The 24,477-nt window shown below is 49.4% G+C and carries 22 protein-coding genes and 1 pseudogene; 15 read left to right on the plus strand and 8 right to left on the minus strand.

The window, feature by feature from the left end:
- Window positions 1–137: 137 nt before the first annotated feature.
- From ACFVVF_RS11995 to ACFVVF_RS12015, 5 genes are all read right to left on the minus strand, one after another.
- A complete protein-coding gene (locus ACFVVF_RS11995) occupies window positions 138–875 on the minus strand; it encodes a response regulator transcription factor (protein WP_387809237.1) in 738 nt (245 codons plus the stop codon).
- A 37-nt stretch (window positions 876–912) separates the two neighbouring features.
- A complete protein-coding gene (gene cydS / locus ACFVVF_RS12000) occupies window positions 913–1,023 on the minus strand; it encodes a cytochrome bd oxidase small subunit CydS family protein (RefSeq protein ID WP_387809240.1) in 111 nt (36 codons plus the stop codon).
- 22 nt (window positions 1,024–1,045) lie between these two features.
- Window positions 1,046–2,065 (minus strand): cytochrome d ubiquinol oxidase subunit II, encoded by a 1,020-nt coding sequence (locus tag ACFVVF_RS12005; protein WP_387809242.1) that lies wholly within the window; start codon window positions 2,063–2,065, stop codon window positions 1,046–1,048.
- Window positions 2,062–3,411: a cytochrome ubiquinol oxidase subunit I gene (locus ACFVVF_RS12010; RefSeq protein WP_387809245.1), complete on the minus strand. Its 1,350-nt coding sequence runs from the start codon at window positions 3,409–3,411 to the stop codon at window positions 2,062–2,064. Before ACFVVF_RS12010 ends, ACFVVF_RS12005 begins: the two co-directional genes overlap by 4 nt.
- A 403-nt stretch (window positions 3,412–3,814) precedes the next feature.
- Window positions 3,815–5,266 (minus strand): aminotransferase-like domain-containing protein, encoded by a 1,452-nt coding sequence (locus ACFVVF_RS12015; protein ID WP_387809247.1) that lies wholly within the window; start codon window positions 5,264–5,266, stop codon window positions 3,815–3,817.
- A gap of 101 nt (window positions 5,267–5,367) precedes the next feature.
- Between ACFVVF_RS12015 and ACFVVF_RS12020 the strand changes: the two genes are divergently transcribed.
- Window positions 5,368–5,970: a LysE/ArgO family amino acid transporter gene (locus tag ACFVVF_RS12020; RefSeq protein WP_387811411.1), complete on the plus strand. Its 603-nt coding sequence runs from the start codon at window positions 5,368–5,370 to the stop codon at window positions 5,968–5,970.
- Window positions 5,971–6,025: 55 nt separating this feature from the next.
- Here ACFVVF_RS12020 and ACFVVF_RS12025 read toward each other — a convergent pair whose 3' ends face one another.
- The 3 genes from ACFVVF_RS12025 to ACFVVF_RS12035 are packed head-to-tail and all read right to left on the minus strand — an operon-like array spanning window position 6,026 to window position 8,374.
- Window positions 6,026–6,451, minus strand: coding sequence for a VOC family protein (locus tag ACFVVF_RS12025; RefSeq protein WP_387809250.1), 426 nt, complete (start codon window positions 6,449–6,451; stop codon window positions 6,026–6,028).
- A gap of 21 nt (window positions 6,452–6,472) precedes the next feature.
- Window positions 6,473–7,243, minus strand: coding sequence for a ThuA domain-containing protein (locus tag ACFVVF_RS12030; RefSeq protein ID WP_387809253.1), 771 nt, complete (start codon window positions 7,241–7,243; stop codon window positions 6,473–6,475).
- 48 nt (window positions 7,244–7,291) lie between these two features.
- The gene (locus ACFVVF_RS12035; RefSeq protein ID WP_387809256.1) at window positions 7,292–8,374 is read right to left on the minus strand and encodes a LacI family DNA-binding transcriptional regulator; all 1,083 of its coding nucleotides are present in this window, start codon (window positions 8,372–8,374) and stop codon (window positions 7,292–7,294) included.
- Window positions 8,375–9,047: 673 nt separating this feature from the next.
- Between ACFVVF_RS12035 and ACFVVF_RS12040 the strand changes: the two genes are divergently transcribed.
- From ACFVVF_RS12040 to ACFVVF_RS12105, 14 genes and pseudogenes are all read left to right on the plus strand, one after another.
- Window positions 9,048–9,983 (plus strand): ABC transporter permease, encoded by a 936-nt coding sequence (locus ACFVVF_RS12040; protein WP_387809259.1) that lies wholly within the window; start codon window positions 9,048–9,050, stop codon window positions 9,981–9,983.
- A 19-nt stretch (window positions 9,984–10,002) separates the two neighbouring features.
- Window positions 10,003–10,887, plus strand: a complete 885-nt coding sequence (locus tag ACFVVF_RS12045; protein ID WP_387809262.1) for a carbohydrate ABC transporter permease — start codon at window positions 10,003–10,005, stop codon at window positions 10,885–10,887.
- A 110-nt stretch (window positions 10,888–10,997) separates the two neighbouring features.
- Window positions 10,998–12,551 (plus strand): extracellular solute-binding protein, encoded by a 1,554-nt coding sequence (locus ACFVVF_RS12050; RefSeq protein ID WP_387809264.1) that lies wholly within the window; start codon window positions 10,998–11,000, stop codon window positions 12,549–12,551.
- Between the two features lie 71 nt (window positions 12,552–12,622).
- Entirely contained in the window at window positions 12,623–13,264 is a 642-nt protein-coding gene (locus ACFVVF_RS12055) for a ThuA domain-containing protein (protein ID WP_387809267.1), read from the plus strand.
- 25 nt (window positions 13,265–13,289) lie between these two features.
- On the plus strand, window positions 13,290–14,105 hold the full coding sequence (locus ACFVVF_RS12060) for a sugar phosphate isomerase/epimerase family protein (protein ID WP_387809270.1): 816 nt from the start codon (window positions 13,290–13,292) through the stop codon (window positions 14,103–14,105).
- A 52-nt stretch (window positions 14,106–14,157) separates the two neighbouring features.
- Window positions 14,158–15,138 (plus strand): zinc-binding dehydrogenase, encoded by a 981-nt coding sequence (locus ACFVVF_RS12065; RefSeq protein ID WP_387809272.1) that lies wholly within the window; start codon window positions 14,158–14,160, stop codon window positions 15,136–15,138.
- A gap of 4 nt (window positions 15,139–15,142) precedes the next feature.
- A complete protein-coding gene (locus tag ACFVVF_RS12070; RefSeq protein ID WP_387809275.1) occupies window positions 15,143–15,553 on the plus strand; it encodes a VOC family protein in 411 nt (136 codons plus the stop codon).
- Between the two features lie 27 nt (window positions 15,554–15,580).
- Window positions 15,581–16,537 (plus strand): ROK family protein, encoded by a 957-nt coding sequence (locus ACFVVF_RS12075; RefSeq protein WP_387809278.1) that lies wholly within the window; start codon window positions 15,581–15,583, stop codon window positions 16,535–16,537.
- Window positions 16,538–16,559: 22 nt separating this feature from the next.
- Window positions 16,560–18,959, plus strand: a complete 2,400-nt coding sequence (locus tag ACFVVF_RS12080) for a glycoside hydrolase family 9 protein (protein ID WP_387809281.1) — start codon at window positions 16,560–16,562, stop codon at window positions 18,957–18,959.
- Between the two features lie 264 nt (window positions 18,960–19,223).
- Complete coding sequence (locus ACFVVF_RS12085) at window positions 19,224–20,219, plus strand: NADP-dependent oxidoreductase (protein ID WP_387809284.1); 996 nt, start codon at window positions 19,224–19,226, stop codon at window positions 20,217–20,219.
- Window positions 20,220–20,703: 484 nt separating this feature from the next.
- A pseudogene (locus tag ACFVVF_RS12090) lies at window positions 20,704–21,438 on the plus strand (ABC transporter ATP-binding protein); the annotation flags it as partial.
- Between the two features lie 38 nt (window positions 21,439–21,476).
- The gene (locus tag ACFVVF_RS12095; protein ID WP_387809287.1) at window positions 21,477–22,130 is read left to right on the plus strand and encodes an ABC transporter permease; all 654 of its coding nucleotides are present in this window, start codon (window positions 21,477–21,479) and stop codon (window positions 22,128–22,130) included.
- Window positions 22,131–22,151: 21 nt separating this feature from the next.
- Window positions 22,152–23,087 (plus strand): glycine betaine ABC transporter substrate-binding protein, encoded by a 936-nt coding sequence (locus ACFVVF_RS12100; RefSeq protein ID WP_387809290.1) that lies wholly within the window; start codon window positions 22,152–22,154, stop codon window positions 23,085–23,087.
- 28 nt (window positions 23,088–23,115) lie between these two features.
- Window positions 23,116–24,444: an LLM class flavin-dependent oxidoreductase gene (locus ACFVVF_RS12105; protein ID WP_387809293.1), complete on the plus strand. Its 1,329-nt coding sequence runs from the start codon at window positions 23,116–23,118 to the stop codon at window positions 24,442–24,444.
- Window positions 24,445–24,477: the final 33 nt, after the last annotated feature.

Genomic DNA, 24,477 nt, shown 5'->3' on the forward strand with positions numbered 1-24,477 from the left:
AAATGGTCGGTCAGGTAAATTTCCTGAGCGACCATTTGTATTTATTGGTCTTTTGCCCCGCTTCCTATTATTCTTTAACTTGTGTCGTGGAACGTAATCATTAAGCAGCACCTGATTGAGTTATCTTTCAACTCCCCTTAATCCACCCCAACCACACCCGCAGGACATTCCCTGAACGAATAGCCAATCCCTCTCACAGTCGTAATCATCGCGCCTACGTCAGGCGATATGGCAGACAGCTTGTCACGAATTCGCTTAATATGCGTATCTACTGTGCGATGGTCATAGACATCAGACTGTCTCCATACGGCGTCCAGCAGCTGGGAGCGGGTATGGGCGATGTCTGCATTCAGCACTAGATAATAGAGCAGATCGAATTCTTTTAGAGAAAAATGAATGCTGCGGTCATCCACCACAACGCGGTGAGCAGAGGGGGTAACGACAATTCGCTTGAGCTGAATCGTTCGGTATTCGGTCCGGTTCACAGCCTTCAGAATTTGCGCCGAGGTCCGCTTGAGAATCGCCTGTGCCCGCATTACCAATTCCTTATAGAACACCGGCTTCTCCATACAGTCATCCGCCCCTGCTTCAAAGGCAGCCAGTCGCTGATCCTCCCGTCCCGCTGGTGTGAACAGCAGGATGGGAATTTGCAGCTTTTTGCGGATGGACGCGCACAGTTGAATGTTAGTCATTCCGCCAGCCAACTGGTCGATTATCATGAGACTATAATGATCGGGATTGGATTTGAACAGGGCAGAGTTCGGATGATACGTGCTTTCGGTGACGTAGCCTTCTTTTACAAACAATGATTTCAAGAGCACATGAACGTGCTTGTCTGGACTTACGATCAGAATGACGCCTTTCTTGTGCTTCACACAAAAGTACCTCCATTGATGTTCTTGTTAATCCAAGCTATTGGTCGTGTTTAGGCGACACATTGCCCTTCGCGCCCCATACAAATAAAGCAGCTACAGCCAGCGCCACGATAAGAAGCGGGGCGACCATAATAAGTACAAATTCCATTGCTGTCACCAGCTCTCTGTGATTATTTGGTGTTTCCTTTGACATAGGAGGTGTTGAACAGGAACAGCCTCATTAGCAGATACAACGACGGAATGAGCAGCAGCAAGCCGAGTATGAAGGCAATAATGAGCGCAATCGCCATGGACGGGCTGGTGAAATTATCATGTATCGTCAAGTACGGATACAGAATGTAAGGCAGATGGGCAGAGCCATAACCATAGAAGGCGAACGCAAATTGTAAAATGACGCAAACAAACGATAGGCCAAGCCGTTTCTTTTTCCACACGAAGTAAACCGCAATGAGGAAAAAGACGAAGGATAGGGCGAACATCCAGGACCGGTCCAGCATGTTGTTGAAATGCTCCCGATTGTGATTATGAATAGCGAAAAAGACGAGCAGACTGCTGATGATCGTAGGCAGGCTCCAAGCCAGCGCATATTTCCGAACGACCTGGAAAGCGGGCAGATCACCCGCTTTATGTGCGTAGAAGCTCAGGAACATTGCGGAAATATACAGGACGCTGACCAACGCAAGCAGAACGACCGCCCAGGAATAGCTGCTGGTAAACAGCTCCCTAGCTAAAAACACCACTTTGCCGTCCTCGCCGACTTTAATATATCCGCCCTCCGATATGGTCAGCACGGTGGATAGGGCTGCTGGAATGAGCAGACCGCTGGCGCCATACATCAGCGTATAGATTTTCTTGCTGCGAGAGCCGTAATGATTAAAAGCATAGTAGGCTCCGCGCACGGCTAACAGAACAATAGCAATGCTTCCGGGAATGAGCAGCGCGGTGCCGTAATAATAGGCCGTATCCGGGAAGAAGCCGATAAACCCGACGAAGAAGAAAACCAGAAACACATTCGTTACTTCCCAGACCGGCGATAAATAACGATTGATAATGGCATGGATGACATGCCGCGTTCCGGTGATAGAACTGTAATAACTGAAAAATCCGGCCCCGAAATCAATCGAGGCGACGATGAGATAGCCGAACAGAAACGTCCATAATACCGTTATGCCTACCACTTCATAGCTCATGTGCGCTCGCCGGCCTCCTTCCCGAATGCGGCCAATTCATCCTCCGCATGGTTGTTTTTGAACATTTTCAGCAGCACCCGGACCGATGAAATGCCTAACCCGACATATAGCAGTGTGAACAGCCATAGCATCAAATCGACATGCTCGGATGTTGTAGCTCCTTCTGTCGTGCGCATGAGGCCCCGCAAAATCCAAGGCTGTCTGCCCACCTCGGAGAAAATCCAGCCATGCTCGATCGTAAGCATTGCGATTGGTGCAGCGGCGACGATGGCGAATAATAGCCAGCGGCGGTACACATTACCTCTTTTACGAACCATTTCGATGATGAATAGAAGCGAGACCGCCACCATGAAGGCGACGTAGCCCATTTTGATATCGAATAAATAATGAATCCACAGCGGCGGCCGTTCATCCTCTGGAAAATCATTCAGTCCCTTTACGACGGCAAAAGGATTGCTATGGGCCAAAATGCTGAGCCCGTACGGGATTTCCAGCCCGTATTTAATCTCATTATTGTCAGTCAGCACACCGCCGAGAACGAGCGGCGCTTTAGCGGCTGTGTCGAAGTGCCATTCGGCGGCCGCCAGCTTTTCTGGCTGATATTTGGCCAAATATTTGCCCGAAAGATCGCCAATCAGGGCAGTGGAAATCATAAACACGAAAGCGCTGACCATCGTGAGCTTTAGCGCTTTTTTGTAATAAACATGATTCTTGCCTTTCAGCAGCTTCCATGCAGTTAAGGCCGCGAGTATAAAAGCACAGGTTAAGTAAGCGGACGAGAGAACATGGGCGACCTTGGTCGGCATCGCCGGACTCAGCATGGCGGCAATCGGGTTGACCTCGGAAATGAGTCCGTCCGTCAGCTTGAAGCCAACCGGATAATTCATAAACGCATTGACGATCGTAATGAAAAACGCCGAAGCGGAGGAGCCGATGACAACAGGAATGAGCAGCAGGAAGTGGGTCATCCGATTTTTGAAGCGATCCCAGGTGTAGAGATAAATGCCGAGAAAGATGGCTTCGAAAAAGAAAGCGAACGTCTCTAGAAACAGCGGCAGCGAGATGGATTGACCTGCAACGCGCATAAAGCTGGGCCATAATAGGCTAAGCTGCAGGCCGATCGCGGTACCGGTGACCACGCCAACCGCAACGGTAATGACAAAGCCGCGAGCCCAGCGGCGCGCAAGCAGCAGATAGTGCGGGTCATTCCGCTTAATGCCGATGAATTCCGCCAGTGCGATCATCAGCGGGACACCGACGCCAATCGTGGCGTAAATAATATGGAAACCGAGCGTTAATGAGGTTAACATTCGGCTGTAGACGACGGGATCATATCCATTGAACATAAAATTGCTCCTTCATAAAGTTAGTTATTGCAAGAGGAATACGGAGACGGCGTTAACTAAAAGATTTTGCGGGCAATGGACAACAGCATAAGCAGGGCGACAACGGCGCATAGCACAATCAACTTTTTCTCTTGCTGGACGGGATTTTTCTCTGATTTCATCAATTTCCTCGCCTTCCTACTATGTGATGTATTTCACAATCATGGTCTGAATTAAGTATGCGCCTTGCCAAGCCGAAGTGAAATAACTCGATAGGGCTATAAATGTCACGAAATATTGAATTTATATTGGAAAATGTGAACAGAAAGCTATATTCGTTTTACCTATAAAGTTTATCTGAACGAAATATTAGACCAATAATGTTGTGCGGCAGATAAACAAACAAGCATCGTTAGCGTCATGGCTAACGATGCTTGTTTAATTGGAGGACCGCTTGCTGATAAAGGATATCCAGGCCTTGTTCAAGCTCGGCATCTGAGCCATAAGCGAATGACAGCCGGATATGATGCGCATCATCGGCAGCATAGATGTAGCCGGGATTAATGAGCACCTTATTCTTCAGCAGCTGCATGAATAGGGCGGTGGTGACAATCGGCTCATGAAATTTTAACCAAATGTAGAAGCCGCCTTTCGGCTTTTCCCAAGAGGCGATAGCTTGAAAATGCTGCTGCAGCAAGCTGTCCATCCATTCTGCTCGGCGTTGAAGCTCCGTTCTCAGCCCCTTGATATGCCCTTCATATAGGCCGGTTCGCAGCCAATGCTCTACGATCTGCTGCGAGATTGCGCTTGAACCGTAATCCATCTGCATTTTAATATCGGCTAATCGTTGAATGACAGGGATGGAAGCAATGACCCAGCCAATCCGGAGTCCGGGGCTTAACGTCTTGGATACACTGCCGATATAGAGAACCCCGCCCGTTTCGTCCAAAGCTTTCATTGCAGGCCCAGCAGGCTCGGACTCCTCCTCGAACAGTAATTCAAAATAAACATCATCCTCGATAATCGGCAGTTGTGCCGACTCGCATAGGGTGTACAGCTCTTTTTTCTGCTGGGTCGTCATGCAGCTGCCGGTTGGATTATGAAGTGTCGGAATCGTATAGAGAATGGCTTGCCTTTTTCGCCGGATCCGCTGAATCATATCCATGGTGTAGTGATGCTCGGACAGGCCATACAGCTGCATCCCGAACGATTGAAACGTATGGATCGAATTCAAATACGAAAACCGGTCCTGCAGCACGATAGAGCCGGCTTCAAGCAATCCGAGCGAGATCAGCTGAAGTGCCTGCAGAGCGCCGGAGACGATGCAAATGTTCTCGGGAGAGGTGATGATGCCCCGTTTTTGCACATAGCTGCAAATTGCCTGCCGCAGAGACAAGCTTCCTTGCGGGGAAGAGTAGCCGATTGTTTTGCCGTCCAGATTGAGCCCGCTGAGCGAGGCGTGAATCGCCGATGATGGCAATAAGGAAGGGCTTAGCTCGCCTGTGCCTAATCGAATTACCGAGTCATCCTGTTCAAATTCATTAATGAGCTGAATCGTTTGAAAGTTGGATTTGTGTATGCTCGTCTCGATATACTTCTGCCAATTGGTCTGTTTCTGTCTCACTAGAACGTTCCAGGAATCATTGGAGACATACGTAGCGGAGCCAGTCTTGGAGGAAAAAAGTCCATTAGCCTTCAGTTCGTCTAACGCTTCCTGCAGCGTACTGCGATTCACGCCAAATGACAGGGCAAGCTTGCGCTGCGGGGGCAGTTTGGTGCCGATGGGCCACTCGCCGTTTTCAATTTGTTCCGTCATCCAATGCACGATTTGCTTGGATAAGCTAAGAGGTAACGCGCGGTTCGGTTGCCAGTTCATGAGAACTCCTTATTCGAAAAATTGGGTGGAAAATCAGCCATCCAATTGGACCTTTTCTCTATTTATAGCACAGGTAAGATAGAGAAGAAAGGAGTGGAATGATGGAAGCGGTACTACATGGAATGTTGCTGGCTTTTGGTCTTATTTTGCCGCTGGGGGCACAGAATGTATTCGTATTTACGCAAGGCGTTACACAGCCTAGCCTATTAAGGGCGTTGCCGGCAATGATCACAGCAGCGATTTGCGATACGGTGCTCATCGTGCTGGCCATTCTGGGGCTGTCGTTGATTGTTTTGCAGTTTGAGTGGCTGCGGCTCGTATTATTGGCGGGAGGAATCCTGTTTCTAGGATACATGGGCAAAGTGATCTGGTTCTCCAGAGCTGCGAATATGGAGGGGGCAGAAGCGATGCCTTTGAAAAAACAGATCGTTTTTGCGCTTTCGGTCTCGCTGTTAAACCCGCATGCTCTATTAGACACAATCGGCGTCATTGGCACAAGTGCGGTGATGTATAGCGGACAAGAACAACTAGCGTTCACCCTTGCTTGCGTGATGGCGTCTTGGGTCTGGTTCTTCGGCCTAGCGGCAGCCGGTGCAGCCTTGAAGAGAATGAGAATACCGGCTCAAATATTTATCGGGTTAAATAAATGCTCCGCATTGTTTATGTGGGGAACAGCGGTTTACCTGGCAATTGGCTTATTGTAAATGAAAAAAGCGACAGAGGCGTCGCTTTTTTCATAGGTCTCATCGCTATTTTTGCCTACATATGGGCATCCGCATCTACATCCTGGATCAGTTCGACGGTTTCTCCTCCAGGCGCATTCAGAAAGCCGTATTTCATATGAACAACCTGGCCGGAACGGGTAGGAATGTGGGAGATGGCAGGCATGGAGGCGACTGTGGCTCCATTCGCAATCGCTCTTTCGAAAGCGGCTTCGATGTTGTCGGTCCAAATCGCGACATGCTGCCACTTGCCAGTGGTAAATGGTTCGGAAGTTCCGAATATCTCCAAGTAATCGCCAGTGCCCAGATCCAGAATAAAGGCGTGATCTTCTTTCCCCTCCGCACCCCATTCTGCAACCAGCTCGGCATCAAAGGCGTTTCTGTAAAAGTTTGCGGTAACATGTAAATTAGGCACGCGCAGACAAACGTGATGGATCCCTTTTTGTTTTCGTTTTACATACATCCGCTTAACACCTAACCTTTCTTATCGTCTGTGGTCCAGATTTTCGCGGGCATCGCGGGGGAGGTAACCGTCGGCTGATGTCGGAATCGTCATATCGGGACTCGGAGCCATCCATCTGGCGGCATTGCGCAGAACCTGATGGATTTCCTTCTGGTACAGGATTGGAAACGTTTCGTGTCCCGGAGTGAACTGGAACAGTTTTCCTCTTCCGCGGTAGTAAACGTTGCCGCTGCGGCAGACATCGCCGCCCTCCCACCAGGCAATAAAGACGGTCTGATCCGGTTCGGGGATCAGCTGCGGCTCGCCGTACATTTCATCCGCGGGAATTTCGATGCAATCGTTAATGCCATAAGCGATGGGATGGCCGGGATTGGTGACCCAGACGCGTTCTTTTTCGCCCTTGGGCATAGTACGAAAGCGTCCCCAAAGACCGGCATCATAATAGATGCCAAGCATTCTTTGCCAAGGCTTCGAAAAGATGGCGGAATGAAGGGCGATGAAGCCCATTCCGCGGTTGACGACATGATAGCAAATGCGGTTAGCGATCGTATCGTCAAAGGCGGCGTTGTCGATGTGGCTCCACCAGATAAGGACATCGGTAGCCGCCAGAATGTCTTCGGAAAGTCCATGGGAAGGCATATCCTGAGTGGCAATCGTCACTTCAAAGTCATCATGGCCATGAAAAGCCTGGGCGATAGCGGCATGAATGCCATCGGGATAGACCGATTTTACGGGCTCGCTGCGGTCCTGGTTGTGCTCGTTAAATATGGTGACATGGATTTTTCGTTCCATATAGGAAGCTCCCCTTTGCGCTTTTCGTTCGAATCAATGGCTTAGCTGCTATTGTTGGAATTGAAAACCGAGATGGGCACCGCAAGATTCACGGATGATTAAACGGGGCTGATGAGAAATGCTGATTCCTTCCGAATCCTTATTAATAGCGCTTATCAAGGTCATGATGGACATGCGCCCCAGATAGCTGTTCTGCTGGTCCAGCGTTGTCAGGCGGGGGCAGGTATATTCGCCGGAAGGAAACTGATCGCAGCTGGCAACGGAGATATCCTCCGGAACACGCAATCCTTTATCCCTTATCGCCCGGATGGCCCCCTGCGCTACCGCATCGTTCATGCATATGATTGCGGTGGGGGGCGTTTCCGGTTGTTCCAGCAGCTTAGCCATTGCTCTATAGCCGTCCGGTGCATAATAATTGCTTAAAGAGATCAGGGAAGGGTCAAAGGAGATTCCCAGATTCTTCAGCGTCTGCGTATAAGCGGTCAGTCTGGCCGTGGTCGTACGAATCCCTTCCTCGCCTCCGACAAAACCGATCTTGCGGCGGCCCAGCGCCAGCAGATGATGAAGCAGGGCAGGTATACCGCCGCTTAAATTCCGGTTCAGGAAGATGCAATTGCAGTCCGGAACGGATTCTCCCAGAATGACGACCGGAACTTGCTTGCCCATACGATTCAAGGCATCTTTATAGGCATCCGAAATGTGATCCCGGTCGATCTCGCCGCCCAAAATCAATACACCGTCTACCTGCTTATCCAGTATCATCTGGAAATAGGTGTTTTCCGGTATGGCATCAGAAACGCCGTGGTTGGACCCCCCGTAAAAGGTGTTGCATAGAATGATAGAATAGCCTAAATCTACCGCGTAGCGCTGGATCTCCAAATACAGCTCGCTGAAGTAAGGGTTTGTAATATCCGATACGATGACTCCGAGTGTCTTCGTATGGTTGCTCGTCATGGCACGGGCCAAGGAGCTTGGCGAGAAGTTGTGTTTATTAATGATATCGGTCACGCGCGCCTTGGTCCTTGCGGAAACGTAAGGGCTGTTGTTGATAACGCGGGATATGGTTGATACGGACACGCCGCTTAACTCCGCGATCTGATAAATCGTAAGTTTTTTTCGATCATCTGGCATAGAAAAAAATCCTCTCTTCTATAACATCTATACAGAATCGCCAGCATATGTTATTGAAACCGGTACCAAGATTGTGCAAGATGTGAACATAAGCTTAAAGAACAGTAAATACAGGTATAAACAGGAAATAACTCGATTTTCTTAATTGTATTATGGTGAAAATTAAAAGTCAACGAAGTTCGAATAATTTTGGTACCGATACCAAAATGACGATTCTGCAGAGAAAATGTAAAAATAAATCATTGGAATTGTGGTTGACAAGAATGAATTGTTTAATTTATAGTTCATGGTAGGAAGTGGAAATGTCAAATCGAATAAACAGAAGGTGCTTTTATTTTTTATCTCGTTTTGGAAGCGGTGCCATTTGGGGGTGTCGATGTAAATTTAATGTTTGACAAAGAGGAATTGTATCATTTATAGTTCGAGATAGGGGTTGAAATTCCAAAAAGGATAAACGGAGAGGTTGCTTATATTTTTTTCTTTCATTTTGGTACCGGTACCAAAATGACTCGAAATGGGTAATATTAGCGCCGATAATGATGGAATAAGGTTAATTATTTTTTTTAGATCGTAATGGTACCGCTTACAATCTGTCTTCAGGCCAATTTGGAAATGAAACACCCTTAAGAATAGGTCTTTGGTACCGATACCAATAGTAAAGGGAGTAGATGCGATGCGTGCTGTAACGCGCGGTGTAGTCAACGAGTTGTACAAACACAAGACTTTATATGCAATGACGCTTCCGGCATTGATCTTTTTTGTGATTTTCAGCTATATCCCCATGATGGGCGTGTACTATGCATTCATCGATTATGACTTCGGCAAGGGGATTCTCCACAGTCCGTTCGTAGGGCTGAAAAACTTTCAGTATTTCGTTTCAGGCGGATGGGATGCACCGATCGTTTACCTGACCAAGAACACAATCCTTTACAATCTGGTGTTCATTCTCCTCGGAAATCTCATGCAGTGTATATTTGCGATCATGCTTACAACGATTGTCGGACGGCTCTTTAAGAGAACATCGCAATCCATTATGCTGCTGCCGCACTTTGTTTCCTACGTTATCGTAGGTACGATTGCTTATAACATTTTCAACAGCAACTACGGTGTACTCAACTCGCTGCTGAAGGCTATGGGCGGGAATGGGGTCAGCGTGTATATGATCGAATGGATCTGGCCGATTATCATTACGCTTTTCTTCTTATGGAAAAGTACAGGGTTCGGGATGGTTGTCTATCTCGCTGCGATTACGGGCTTTGACCGGGAAGTTTATGAAGCGGCCAAAATCGACGGCTGCAACCTGTTCAAGGAGATTAGGTACATCACACTGCCGATGTTAAAGCCGACCTTCATTATGCTGGTGCTGTTCAGCCTGGGCGGTATCATGAGAGGGCAGTTCGAACTGTTCTATAACCTGATTCAGAGAAACGGACAGCTGTTCTATGCAACGGATGTTCTGGATACCTACATTTACCGTGCGATGACGGTCAATTTCAATCTCGGTACTTCTACAGCAGCAGGTGTTTACCAGTCCATATTTGGCTTTGTCCTTGTGATCACCGTTAACAGGATCATACGTAAGGTGAGTCCGGAAAACGCCTTATTCTAGATAAGGAGAGTCGATAAACATGAATACACATAAACTATCTGCCAGCGAAAAAGGATTAAAAATATTTTTCTATCTCGTTCTTACAATCGTATCCATTATTTGTGCACTACCCTTTATTCTAGTAATTTCCGGTTCATTTTCGGACAGCGCGCAGATTCTGAAAAACGGTTACTCCATTGTGCCCAGAGGATTTTCGCTGGACGGCTACCGCAGTATTTTCCTGTTCCCTGCGCAAATTGCCAAAGCCTACGGCGTCAGTCTTTTTGTAACCGTGGCGGGAACCGGGATCGGCCTGATGGTCATGACCCTCTGCGGTTACGCCATTTCCAGAAGTGAATTGAGATATCGTAATATCGTCTCTTTCATGATTTACTTTACAACTCTTTTTTCCGGCGGCCTGGTCCCCTGGTATATCGTGGTTACCAAGCTGGGATTAAAGGACAGCATCTGGGCGTTGATCATTCCTTCTATCTGCAGCTCGTTTTACATCTTGCTTATTCGTAATTTTATGAAAACTATTCCGGACGCCCTTGTGGAGTCGGCCAGGATAGAAGGAGCCGGGGAGTTTCGTACGCTGCTGCAGATCGTCGTGCCGATGTCTAAGCCGATCCTGGCGACCATTGCCTTGTTTCTGGCGCTTTCCTACTGGAATGATTGGTACCTGGCTTCCCTTTATGTTACGAAAGCCGATTTGTGGCCGTTGCAATACCGGTTATACAACATTCTGAATGCCGCCTCCAAGATCGCTGCGGTCGGTGCAGAGAACTTTACCGGTAAAATTCTGCCGACGGAGACGCAGAAGCTGGCGAACGCAATCGTGGCAACGGGACCCATTATTTTCTTATATCCTTTCCTGCAGAAGTACTTTGTTCAAGGGATTTCCATCGGTGCGGTAAAAGGATAATTACACAGTGGTAGTAATGAAAATTACTATAGAAATCTACTTTTTGTAAATTGGGGGGAAAGGGTCGAAAAGTGGAAGGATTCCTATTTAAAAGAGGAGGAAAGTGTAAGATGAGAAAAATAATGAAGAAGCTGACAGTGGGGTTAGTGGGAGCGGCGTTGATCTTCGGCACCGTGGCGTGCAGCAGTGAAAAGGCGCCGGCGGAGGGCAATGCGAACTCGGGGTATACAGGCGATCTGGACTACGTCAAGCTCAAAATGTATGCGATTTCAGATGCGCCTAATAATACGGACCTCTCGAAGCAGTACTGGGAAAAGCTCAATGCCGTATTAAAAAAGGAGCTCAATACGACGATCGAGTTCACTTACGCAGCAGGCAATGACTACAAAAACAACTATGCCTTGGCTGTTGCTTCCGGAGAGCCATACGATCTGATGCAGGCAGCTCCCGGCTGGTTAGATTATCAAAGCTATGCTGCCAAGAACGCATTTCTTCCGCTTGACGAACTGCTGCCGAAGTACGCGCCTTACCTCTGGAGCAAGGTTCCGAAGACGACGTGGGATGCGGCATCCGTTAACGGAAAGATCTACGGCGTTCCCGGTTTGGATACGGGCGTAACGGCGCCAGCCTTCGTATACAGAGAGGATTTAAGAAAGAAGCACAATCTGCCTGAAATCAAGTCCATGGCTGATATCGAGACGTATCTGCAAGGAATTAAGGACAATGAGCCGGATATTATCCCAAGCGATGACTATCAGAGTCAAGTATACGGGACTTCCTGGATCTACACCACGCCTTATATCGGCATCGACGAGATTCACGACAGGCTGTACAACTTTGTTTACGACCCGAGAAACGGCGAAGTGCGCAGCGTTATCGAGACACCTGAATTCAAAGAATACATGTATAAAATGAAGGATTGGGCCGACCGCGGCTTCTGGTCTTCCAGCGTTCTTACCAGCACGAACTGGGGCGTATCGCAGGTGCTTAACGGCGTAGCGGCGGCATCCTTCAACGAACAGCTGCCTGGGTATAACAACCATGCGACGCAGGTGAAAAATGAACATAGCGCAGAGGGCTGGGAATTGAATTACTTTATGTATTTCGAAGCAAATCCGGACTCCGTTCTTCAAGGCTCCACGACCAGCAATATGGCGGCCATTTCGACGAATGCCAAAAATCCGGAAAGAGCGCTGATGGTACTGGATTATATCCAGCAGCATGAAGAGCTCTGGGATCTCATTACTTACGGTACGGAAGGCGTTAACTATAGCCTGACTTCCGACGGCATGATCGATACGTCTAAAATTGCGGACGGCGCATCCTTCAACTATTTCCCTAGCGGAATGTTCGGCAACGCAAACTTCAAGAAGCGCAAGAGCGATGCTTGGGAGCATTACGACACGATGATGGAGAAGATCAATAAGAAAGTGGTTCCAGACATTTTTGAAGGTTTTGTCTTAGACAAGAGCAGCATCGAGACGGAGTATACCGCGCTCAATGATGTAAATAGCCAATTCGGAATCCCGCTGGAGGCAGGCCTTCTCAGTGATGTGGATAAGGCCTACGACAAATATTTGGAAAAAGCCAAAGCCGCAGGTCTCGATAAGGTTAGAACGGAAGTGGAAAAACAAGTCAAAGCTTGGCTTGCATCCAAAAAGTAAAAATTTAGCGTCCCGTCCTCTCCCGCAAGGGAGAGGACGGCATTATAAAAGATAGCGGGGAGCGTAATGTTATGAAGAGCAAAGTATACATTATTCGCGATGATATTAACCATCCGAAGGAAGTTATCGATCCGGTGATGGAGAAGGTGTTCGATGCGGAGCGGTGGGAGGTTATTCTCACGGATCGGGCGAGAGATTTGATCGAGACCGGGGAAGCGGCAGATCTGACCCTGTTCTTTACGAACGGAAGACCCGAAGGCGAGGAAAATCTGACTCCGGAAGAGCAGCTTCAGATTGTCCAGAAGGTGCGCAGCGGCATGGGCATGATGTTCATACATGCAGGGCTTGTCCTCATCGAGCCGGACAGCCCGTTCTATATGGAGCTGAATTCCGGCCGCTTCGTCGAGCATTCTCCTTACCACGTAGAGGTGACGAATAATCCGGTGACTAGCTACAAACACCCGATTATCGAGGGCATTGAGCCGTTTACCGTTCTTGACGAGCACTATTACTGTCAAGTGGACACGACAAGAACTGATGTGATTCTGTTCAGCACTTCCCAGCATGTGACGGCAGCAGGAGGATGGGCGCATGGGGTTGGGGCAGGCAAAGTTGTGGCGCTGACTCCGGGGCATAATCCGGAAGCGCTCGGTCATCCTCAGATGATTCAGCTCATGAAGAACGGCGCGGACTGGGCTGTTCGGCAGAGCTAGCGTATAACAAGGGAGTGATGTGTCGGTGGGTTTGATATCGGTTGCATTAGGATTGTATTCGGTATACAAGGAGTTTCAGAGAGATCTGGAGTCGACGCTGCGCAGAGTCAAGGCTATCGGCTATGACGGGGTGGAATTCTACGGCCCGTTCAGTTACGAACCGGAGAAGATTAAAGCTTTGCTGGAGGAAATCGGACTCGTCAACTGCGGCTGGCATACGGAGTGGAAATTGCTGCAGGCGGATACGATTGAAGCGACGCTGGACTACCATGCTCGTGCAGGAACGACCCGTATTATTATCCCGGCCTTGGGCGGGCCTTGGGAAATCGGACATAAGCAGAGCGAGGATTGCGCGGAGGTGTGGGTACAGTACGCAGCCCGCATCAACGAACTTGCGAAGCTGACGGAAGAGCGGAATTTCCGCATCGGCTACCATACCCATGCGCATGAGTTCGATACGCATTTCGGAGAACTGACACCGTGGTCGATTCTTAGTGAACATACTGATTCCGGCGTCATCCTAGAGCTGGATACGGGCAATTGCATCGAAGCGGAGGCCGATCCGGCTCAGGTTATTGGGGATCATCCGGGCAGAGTAGAGCTTGTGCATTGCAAGCCGTTCTCTCACAAGCTTGGTCACGAGACCTTCATCGGCAGCGCTGCGGATGACAACGACTGGCCGTCTATTCTTGAGGCATGCATTCGCTCGGGAACCGAGTGGCTGATCGTAGAGCATGAATCGGAGACCGAGTATCCTCAGTTCGATGGCACAGAACGGTGTTATGCCGGAATGATGGAGCAGTTGAGCCGGCTTCAGGCGGCTGAAGACAGAGGAATCTAGCAGAGTATAGATGTGACATTTAAAGGCTAATAGGCCAGTGGGAGAGGTTACGGTGATACAGACAAATCAAGCGATCAGATTTACGGGCAAGCAGCAAGCGTCGCTTGTGCAGTGCGATTGGGATCCGTCGCCGCTTGCAACTGATGAAATTATAGGACGAACGATCGTATCGCTCGTTTCGAACGGCTCGGAGATGGGCGCTTATAAGGACTATACCGGGGGAATGAAGTATCCGGTAGAGACCGGCTATGCCGCTATTCTCGAGGTTCTCGAGGTAGGGGAAGGGATTACGAATGTGAAAGCGGGCGAACGCGTTCTTGCGTTGTCCCCGCACCAGGCGTACAGCCGGGTCAAATTCAATGATTATATTCCCGTGCCGGAGGGAATGAAGCCGGAGCATGCCGTAATCGGCCGATTCCCGGCCGTCTCAATGACTTCTATGATTCATTCCAGAATCCGTCCGACGGAATCGGTTATGGTAACGGGACTTGGCATCGTGGGCCTCATGTGCGCTCAAGTCATGCAGCACTGCGGCTATGAGGTTTATGCCTTCGATCCGAACGAGGGCCGCAGGGAAACCGCCCGCTCTTGCGGGTTGAGACATGTTCATGCCTCGCCGGAAGAAGTGCCGCTATTGAAAGGAACCGCCGGATTGGCGATAGACTGCTCAGGCAGGGAGGAAGCGGTGTATTCCTTGCTTGACAACCTGCGCAAGGGCGGTGAGCTTTATTTGGTCGGCGTGCCATGGTTCCGTTCGACTGATAAGTTCGCGCATGATTTGCTGCGGAGCATTTTCTACGGATACGTTCAGGTTAATTCGGGCTGGGAGTGGTCCCTTCCGCGGCATTCTTCGGAGTTTCATCCCAACAGCAATACCGGCAGCATCAGGAAAGCCATGGAATGGATTCGCGATGGGCTGATTCAGGTCGAGAATATTTATGACAGCTATGCGCCAAGCGCATGCGGAGAAGTGTATGCGGGGATCGCCGACGGTGCATTGACGAAACCATGCGTTATTTTTGATTGGAGCTGAGACGATGTATACGACAACTAAAAAGCAGGGTATCCATCATGTTTGCTTAAAGACGAAGGATATAGAAAGTACGGTCAAGTTTTATATGGAAGGACTTGGCGCGCGCTTTGTAGTGGAATGGGGCAAGGACGGAGAAGAGGATCATGCGGTGCTTGTGGATCTGGGTGACGGAGATTTTCTGGAAATCTACGAAACGAAAAGAGAATTCATCGATGGAATGTGGGAGCATCTGGCTGTTCGCACAGCGGATATCGAGGAATCGGTACGTCGGGCTGTGGCTGCGGGGGCAACGCCTCTTGGCGTTCCGCGCCATAGCAATATTCCAACTCGTTCGGGTGAAATCGTCAGCTTGAGCTTCTCCTATGTTCGCGCACCCGGCGGCGAGCTCGTCGAGTTCATTCAGGATGACGCTTAAAACAGGGCATTCGCAGGAGGAAACACCATGGAGAAGTCTGTACTGGCTATTGATTTGGGAGGAACCAAAATCCTGATCGGAGAAGTTTCGCTAGGCGGCGAAGTGCTCGGAAGCAAGGTTTATGAATCAGAGGTAGTATCGCAAGAACAAGCGTTTGAGACGTTAACGGCAGCTCTCGAAGATTACATCAAGGAAGTGGGACTGCAGCGCGAAGCAGCGGCAATCGGTATCGGTGTAGTAGGACGGGTCAATTCGAGCGAGGGTATCTGGTTTGAAATCGATCCATCCAGAAGCCGGCCGATGGAGCTCGCCCGGAGAATCGGCGAGCGGTTCGCATTGCCGTGCACAATCGGCAACGATGTCTATTGCGCAACGCTTGCGGAGCAGGAATGGGGCTGCGGCACCTATTCGGACAATTTTATTTATATGAATATCGGTACGGGGATTGCTGCGCGCAGCGTAGTAAACGGCAAGCCGATTATTGGCGGGCATTTCAATGCAGGCGAAGTTGGGCATCATGTCGTAGATAATAATAGCGATGTTGAATGCGTATGCGGAAGAAAGGGCTGCGTGGAGCCGCTCGCTTCCGGTCTCGGGATGCACAATCGGATCGTTGCGCTGAAGCCGGCTTATCCCGATTCGGTCATTGTCATTCCGAACGAGGGCCGCGTAGACGTCGCAGAGATTTTTGCAGGCTACGATCAAGGCGACCGGCTCTGCATAGAGGTTGTAGATACCGCGCTGCAGGCTGTAGCAGATACGATTATGAATATGGTCCGCTTCTCCGATCCGGACACTGTCGTGCTTGGCGGCGGGGTTGTTAGCGGGAGCTGGTTTGTGGATAAGCTGCAGTCCCGGCTGCAGGCGAAGACGATGCGTTTCGTTGTTAACGGCGTGAAGAAGTCAACGATTGACGAGGCTTTTATCGGATTGAAGGGTGCCTCAAGGCTCGCTATACGGTCAATGACCATGCAGGAAGCTTAACAGGGGGAGGGATAACGAAATCATGGCAACGAAAATAGCTTGTGAGCTTGAACGGTCCAATCTGATTCACAGACCGCTCAAGGTGGATGAGAGCGCGTCATTGGAAGCGGACAGCCTGAAGAAGGAAGTACTGGACAGGGTAGTCATTCTCGATGGGGCTGCGGGGGGCGATCGCTGGACACATCGCGGACTCGGGGCGTCAAGCGTGCTTGAAGGCGGGCTGTTGCAACTGACTTCCCCGTTTGTCATGGATACATGGCCGGAGGGTTCGCCCAGCGACGGAGATTACAGTACTTACGGGCATGTAGGCATCTATCGGACGTTCGGGCATGAAAACTGGGAGAGGTTCAACCGGATTTCGTTCGAAATTTTCCCGGACTGCAGCGGGATGTCCAACCCGCATATTCGAGTAAAAATTAAAAATGACGGCAAGATCAAAATCCCTGATATTTATAATCGGGAAGGGTCCAATGTTATTAATTTGAAAAATCGCCAGTGGAATGCATGCTCGATGGAAATTCCAGACCTGCCGCGGGACGGGATTACCGAGCTTGAGTTTGGCTACGATATGTACGGCAAAGACCGTGCGAGCGGCGACACGATGAAATATCTCATTCGCAACGTCTATCTGGAAAGGGTTGCCTACCCGAATATTTCGAAAGGGTGGCAGCCGCGAAGTAAGGATATCATTTTTTCACACAACGGCTACAGTGTGGACCAGCCTAAAACGATGATTTTGGCGGAGCAGCAGACATCGGCTTTCACCGTTATCGAGCTCGAGAGTGGAGAGGTGAAGTTCACCGGTCCCGTTAATCATATAAGCACCTCTATCGGCAGCTTCTCCGTCGTAGACTTTTCCGCATTTAAGGAGAAAGGGAAGTATATCGTCCGGGTCGGGGAGCTGCTGACCAAACCTTTCGAGATTGGCGCAGCGGCGGACCGATGGGAAGATTCGATCTGGAAATCGGTCAATTTTATCTATTGCGAGCGCTGCGGCTGTCCGGTACACGGCATTCATGGCAGTTGCCATGACGATATCCTTGCCCGGCATAACGGCGGCACGATCATTTTCAACGGCGGATGGCATGACGCGGGCGATGTATCCCAGCAGCTGGTGCAGACGGCAGAGGTGGCAAGCGCCCTCTACGAGATTGCCCATCAGGTGAAGGAGAGCAACTATCCGCTGTACCTTCGTCTTGTTGAAGAGGGAGAATGGGGGGTGGACTTCATTCTGAAAACCCGATTCGGCGACGGCTACCGGGCTACAAGCGCAGGGATCCGAATCTGGTCGGACGGCATCATGGGCAATATGGACGATATGACGGCCCGCGTACACAACAACCCGTATGAAAACTTCATCCTCTCCGGCATCGAAGCGCAGATCGCCATGTTCATGGAAGACGGGGATCTGCTTCGAGATAAATTAGCGGCCTGCGCGGTTCAGGACTTTAACTATGCGGTGGAGCAATTCGAGCTTAAAGGCTTCGCGCCGAAGCCAATCTTCTGGGAGCATACCTACATGAGCTCGGAAAGCTTGTTCATGGCCACCGCTTCCTGGTCGGCTTCGCTCCAGTACCGGCTGACTGGCGAAGCTTCCTATGCTGGCAAGGCTGTCGAACATTTGGACTATGTGATGGATTCGCAAGAGCTTAGCGGCATTCGAACAGACGACGGCAAGACCGTAGCCGGCTTCTTCTACCGGACGCCGGAGAAGAAGGTCGTTCAGCATTTCAATCACCAGGCTAGAGAGCATCTATATTTGCAGGCCTTCGACGAAATTCTGAAGACGCAGCCCGAGCATGCCAAGCGCGGAGACTGGATGGAATCTGTCCGAAGCTACGGGGAATATATCAAGTTTCTGACCGCCTTTACCGCGCCGTATCCTATGATTTCAAGCGGCATCTACCGCGTGGACGAGAACGAGGACCGCGAAAGCTTCGCGCTTCAGCATTTGTTGGTCGGAGAAGAAGCGAAAGCGTGGTATACGGAGCAATTGAAGCAGGGCGTCCCTCTGAACGACGACTATTATTTGAAGCGGTTTCCGGTCTGGTTCTCGTTCAAGGGAAATACAGCGATCGTTCTGTCTACGGGCAAGGCCGCATCTTTGGCGGGCATGCTGCTTGAGGACCGGGAGCTGATCTCGATTGCTGAAAGTCAGCTGCAGTGGGTAGTAGGCAAGAATCCGTTCGGTCAATCGCTGATGTACGGCGAGGGCTATAACTTCGCCCAGCAGTACAGCGTGCTTAGCGGAGAAATCGTAGGCGAAATTCCGGTAGGCGTACAAACCTTCGAGAACGAGGATATTCCGTACTGGCCGCAAATGAACAATGCCACCTACAAGGAAGTATGGGTTGGTCTTGCTGGCAAATGGCTGTCACTGCTCTCCGACTTGTACGCGTATGACAAGCGAAATGAGGCTTGAGCAACACCATAATCGTCACCTTCTGCTAGATAAAGTCATTGATCTCAAAAGGGAAAACCGTTGCAAGTTGGGCGGTTTTTGTTTAATCCTTTTGGAATTCAATGACTTTTTTGTTTTTTAAAAACGATATAATGATATAAACTAACGTTACAAATACGATCTGAGACCGACCACCGTATACCGCGGTGGCAGCGCGCGCCGGGAGATAAAAGTGGTTCTGCCGATAAAATAGATTAAAGTTAACAGGGAGGGGATTTGTCAGTCATGAAGGCTATTGTTATTGATGGTTATAAAAAGCCGCTGCGCTTCGCAGAAATACAGCTGCCCCAGCTCGGCGAGCATGACGTTCAGGTTGAGATTCATGCAGCAAGCTTAAATCCGATTGATTACAAGCTGAGAGATGGACTGCTGAGAATGATACAAAGCTATCATTTTCCGCTCATTTTGGGGCATGATTTGGCTGGTGTTGTTACGGCAATAGGATCTAAAGTGAGTAAATTCAGCATTGGTGATGAAGTATACGGCAGACCTCGCGGTAGCCGGATTGGTACGCTGGCGGAATATATTTCGGTTCATGAGGACGAGGTTTCGTTGAAGCCTCACAATATCAGCTTTGAAGAAGCGGCTTCCATTCCGTTAATCGGACTGACAACCTTTCAAGCTTTTACAGGCGTAATGGCGCTTCAAAAGGGTCAAAAGCTATTGATTCATGCGGGAGCGGGCGGCATTGGAACATTTGCCATCCAATTGGCTAAGTCAATGGGGGCTTATGTAGCTACGACTACAAGCGAGAATGGCTATGACCTGGTAAAGCGGCTGGGTGCCGATCTTATAATTAATTATAAGCAGGAGCAGTTTGAGCATATCATTCGGGATTACGATGTGGTATATGACACGCTAGGCGGGGACGTCTTGAAGAAATCTTTTACCGTATTAAAGCCTCAAGGCAAGCTGGTGTCGATTGCAGGGCTGCCCGGCGGCAATTTTGCAAGGGAAGCAGGGCTTGGTCCATTGAAAACAGCATTATTTTCCATCGTAGGCAGAAGGGTGAATGCATTAGCGGCAAAAAATAATGTCGAATATCACTATCATTATATGAAGCCCAGCGGGCTGGATTTGTTCTCCATCAAACAACGGATAGAGGCCAATCAAATTAAGCCTGTAATCGATAAAATCTTTGATTTCCAAGATACGGCTCTAGCGTTTGCCTATTTGGAGACCGGCAGAGCAAAAGGGAAAGTCGCTATTCGCGTGAAATAAGACGGACATACAACTGGATAGAACAATATAAAGAGCTCCTTTAAAGGGGCTATTTTTGTCGTTTGGTGAGTTTCCGGTACAAACGGTAATCGCCTTGAACCATATCTCAAGAGCAGAGGCTGCTGTGCTTGTTCAGCGGCTGCTTTTTTGCATGCGAATTTCTGCATGTGTATATTCGCGTCAATTTGGCAGAACTGACCACTTGACTTAAAGTGGACTTCAAGCTGTACATTGGATATATCAACTTCATTACGGGCACTCTTTGAAGTGAAATAAGTAAACCTATAAAAATAGAGTGAATAACTGTTGACATTCTATCAGAGTGAATATAATATTATTTTACGATTATTAGTTATCACAATTTAATAATTAAGAGGTCTACCCTACCAATCGGAGGTCTCATTTTTCTGTCAGCTGACGCGATATCGCGATGCTGCGACGGGAAGATGAGACCTTTTTTTTATGGAGAAAGGAAGTGAAGATGATGAGCGGTACGGCTGTAGAGTTTAAAGGAGTGAGCAAAAGCTATGGCGGCGGGGGATCTATCTTGAGCCAATTCGATTTAATGGTTCCTAAAGGAAAGATTGTAACGCTGATCGGGCCTTCCGGGTGCGGAAAAACAACGATTCTCAAACTGATCAACCGTCTTATTGAGCCTGAGAGCGGGCAAATCTTGCTGGATGGGACAGAGATTGGCTCGCTGGATCCTGTGGAGCTGCGGCGTAATATCGGCTATGTCATCCAGCAGATTGGCCTGTTTCCGCACATGACGATCGAGGACAATATTTCGCTCGTTCCCCGTTTGAGAGGCGAACCGAGGAAGGCGCAGTCCGCCAGAATCGAGGAGCTGCTGCAGTTAATCGGGCTGGAGCCGTCGCAATTCCGGCATAGATACCCGCATGAATTAAGCGGCGGGCAGCAGCAGCGAATTGGTGTGGCAAGAGCGCTGGCCGCTGATCCTTCGATTATTTTGATGGATGAGCCGTTCAGCGCATTGGACCCCATTAGCCGCATTCAGCTTCAGAAAGAGCTGATTCATCTGAATCAGCAGGTGAAGAAAACGATTGTGTTTGTCACGCATGATATTGATGAGGCTTTGAAGATTGCCGATGGGGTCGTCTTGCTGAAAGACGGCGCGATCGTGCAGACGGCTTCGCCAGTGCAGCTGCTGCAAAGTCCGGCTAGCGATTTTGTCCGCGAGTTTATCGGACCGGAACGGTTTGTTGCAGAAGCTGGCCGAGAGCAGGAGGTTATCGCTTGAATCATTTTTGGAACACGTTACAGGAGGATTGGCCATTAGTTCTCGCAAAGACGCTCGAGCATGTCCAGCTCTCTCTTCTTTCTCTAGCATTGGCTTGTCTGATCTCCATACCTTTCGGAATCTATCTGTCACGTCATAAAAAATTGGCAAACTCTATTATTACAGTCGTTTCTGCGATTCAGACGATTCCCGTTCTGGCCCTATTCGGCTTTATGGTTCCTGTGTTTGGCATAGGTTTCAAACCGGCTCTTATCGTGCTTACCTTTTATGGCATTTTGCCAGTACTCCAGAACACCTATGTGGGAATTACTTCTGTCAATTCTGCACTGATTGAAGCAGGCCGGGGGATGGGCATGTCCAATTGGCAGCTGCTATGGATGGTCCAAGTGCCAATCGCACGAAGCTACATTTTGGCTGGTGTAAGGCTCATGGCTATTCAAATGATCAGTATGGCTACAATCGGAACCTTCATTGCTGCCGGCGGGCTTGGCGATGTGATTACGGCCGGGATTAATGATATGAACACAGCGCGGATTTTGGAAGGGGCAATCCCTGTATCCTTGCTTGTTGTTCTCATCAATATCGGGTTGCTTCAGCTTAATCAGCTTTTAACGCCTAAAGGGCTAAGAAAGAATAAATCCAATAAATAACTAGGAAGCGGAGAGAAATTCATGAACACATCTAAGAGGCTAGTGGATCAAAAATCGCAAGGGCGCAAGTTTAAGTACGTAAGTATTCTGTTATTGACGATCCTTGTACTTGTTGCTGCGGGCTGCAGCAATGCGAAGCCTGCTAAAATCGTTATCGCAACTAAAGGCAATACGGAGTCCAATGTTATGCAGCAGCTGCTTAAGCAGATAGTGGAAGCAAATACTTCAATTAAAGTAGACACGGTGAAGCTCGATAATAGTATTCTTTGGGAAGCAATCAAGAAGGGCGAAGTTGATGCCTATGTGGAATATACGGGCACCGCTCTTATGAACATATTGAAGCAGGAGCCGGACCGTGATCCTGACGCGGTATATAACAAGGTGAAAACCATGCTGGAAGAGCAGCAAAATTTGATCATGCTGGATCAACTAGGCTTTGACAGCACGTATGCATTTGCTGTGCGTAAGGAAGTAGCCGATCAATACGGGATTACGAACCTTACTCAATTAGCGGAGCATTCCAGCCAGTTGAGATTTGCAGCAGACCCGATGATCGAAAAGTCCAGCCGTCCGGACGGATATAGACTGGTTAAAGAAGCGTATGGCTTTAACTTCAAGCAGCTTGTCGGCATTTCCAACCCGTCGCTGCAATTGGAGGCTCTTAAAAACAAAGAAGCAGAAGTCATGATCACAATTGCTACGAAAGGTATTTTTGAGGTGAATAATCTCGTCCCTCTGGAGGATGACAAACATATCTTCCTTCCTTACTATGCTGCACCGCTCGTTCGCAAAGAGACGCTGGAAGCACACCCAGAACTAAAAGAAGTGCTCAACAAGCTGAGCAACAAAGTTTCACTCGAGGCTATTCGAGAGATGAACAGACAGATCGACGCTGAGCAGAAGAAGCCGGAGGATGTAGTTAAGGAATGGCTGAAGCAGAAAGGCTTTGTGAAATAGTTGATTAATGGTTGGGAGGAGCAAGCATATGGGCAATCATAACCGTCAAATGTCACTTGGCGCCATGATGTTCTATCCATCGGGAGAGAACATATCCAGCTGGCGGCACCCGGAGGTTGACGCTTCGCAAGTGCTGGATTTCGATTACTATAAAAAGATCGTTCAGACGGCGGAACGCGCCAAATTCGATTTGTTCTTTTATGCGGATAATCTGTATGTCTGGGATCGCTATGATTCCAGCATCCGCGGGGCCAACAGCATCCGCCCGGAGCCGATTACGTTAATGGCTGCTTTGGCTGCCGTTACGACGCATATCGGACTTGCGCCTACGATTTCTACTTCGTACAACGAGCCGTATCATATTGCCCGGAAGATGGCAACGCTGGACCATTTCAGCAAAGGCCGGTCTGCATGGAATGTGATTACTTCCTCAGCGGATGAAGAGGCGCAAAACTTCAATAAAGATAAGCATCTGGAGCATAGCACGCGCTATAGAAGGGCAGCCGAATTCGTCGATGTTACGCTGGGCTTGTTCGACAGCTGGGAAGAGGACAGCATCGTACTGGATAAGCAATCGGGGGAGTTTGCAGATCCTGAGAAAGTGCATTATCTGAAGCATTCCGGTGAGTTCTTCAAGGTACGCGGGCCGCTTAACGTAACCCGTCCGCCGCAGGGCCATCCGGTTCTGGTTCAGGCAGGCGCTTCCGAATCGGGCAAGGAGCTGGCAGCAAGAACGGCTGAGATTGTATTCTCGCCATTCGTTCCGCTAGAGGATGCAAAGGCGTTCTACCAGGATGTGAAGGGACGCTTGTCCAAATACGGGCGGGAGCCGCATGAAGTGAAAATCATGCCGTCCTTTATTCCGATTGTCGGGAGAACAGAGGCTGAGGCCAAAGAGAAGCTTGAGATTATTGGCGACCTGATTCCTGATCCGTTATGCCGGGATTTGTTGTCGCATTATTTGGGCCAGGACATCTCTCATCTGTCGCTGGACGAGCCGCTGCCGTTCATTCCTAGTCAGGAAAATAACAATCAGAGCAAGAGCCGAATAGCCCGTGTTATTCAGCTGCTGGAGAAAGAGCCGCTGACGCCGCGTCAATTGTTCAAAGCCATCTACAACAACTGCTTTGCCGGTACGCCGGAGCAGGTTGCGGATGTGATGGAAACCTACTTCAGAGAAGAGGCGGCAGACGGATTCATTATGCCATTCGCCCACCTCCCTGGAGGTCTCGATGAATTTGTCGAGCTGGTACTTCCTGAACTCCGGCGCAGAGGACTATTCCGTACGGAATATCCTGGCGGCACGCTGCGGGATACGCTAGGTTTGACTCGGCCGGTTAGTCGTTACTCAAGCTAGGACAAACCTATAGCCGATTGACGATTTAATACG

It is taken from the genome of Paenibacillus sp. NPDC058174 (genome assembly GCF_042883865.1).
Taxonomy (GTDB): domain Bacteria; phylum Bacillota; class Bacilli; order Paenibacillales; family Paenibacillaceae; genus Pristimantibacillus.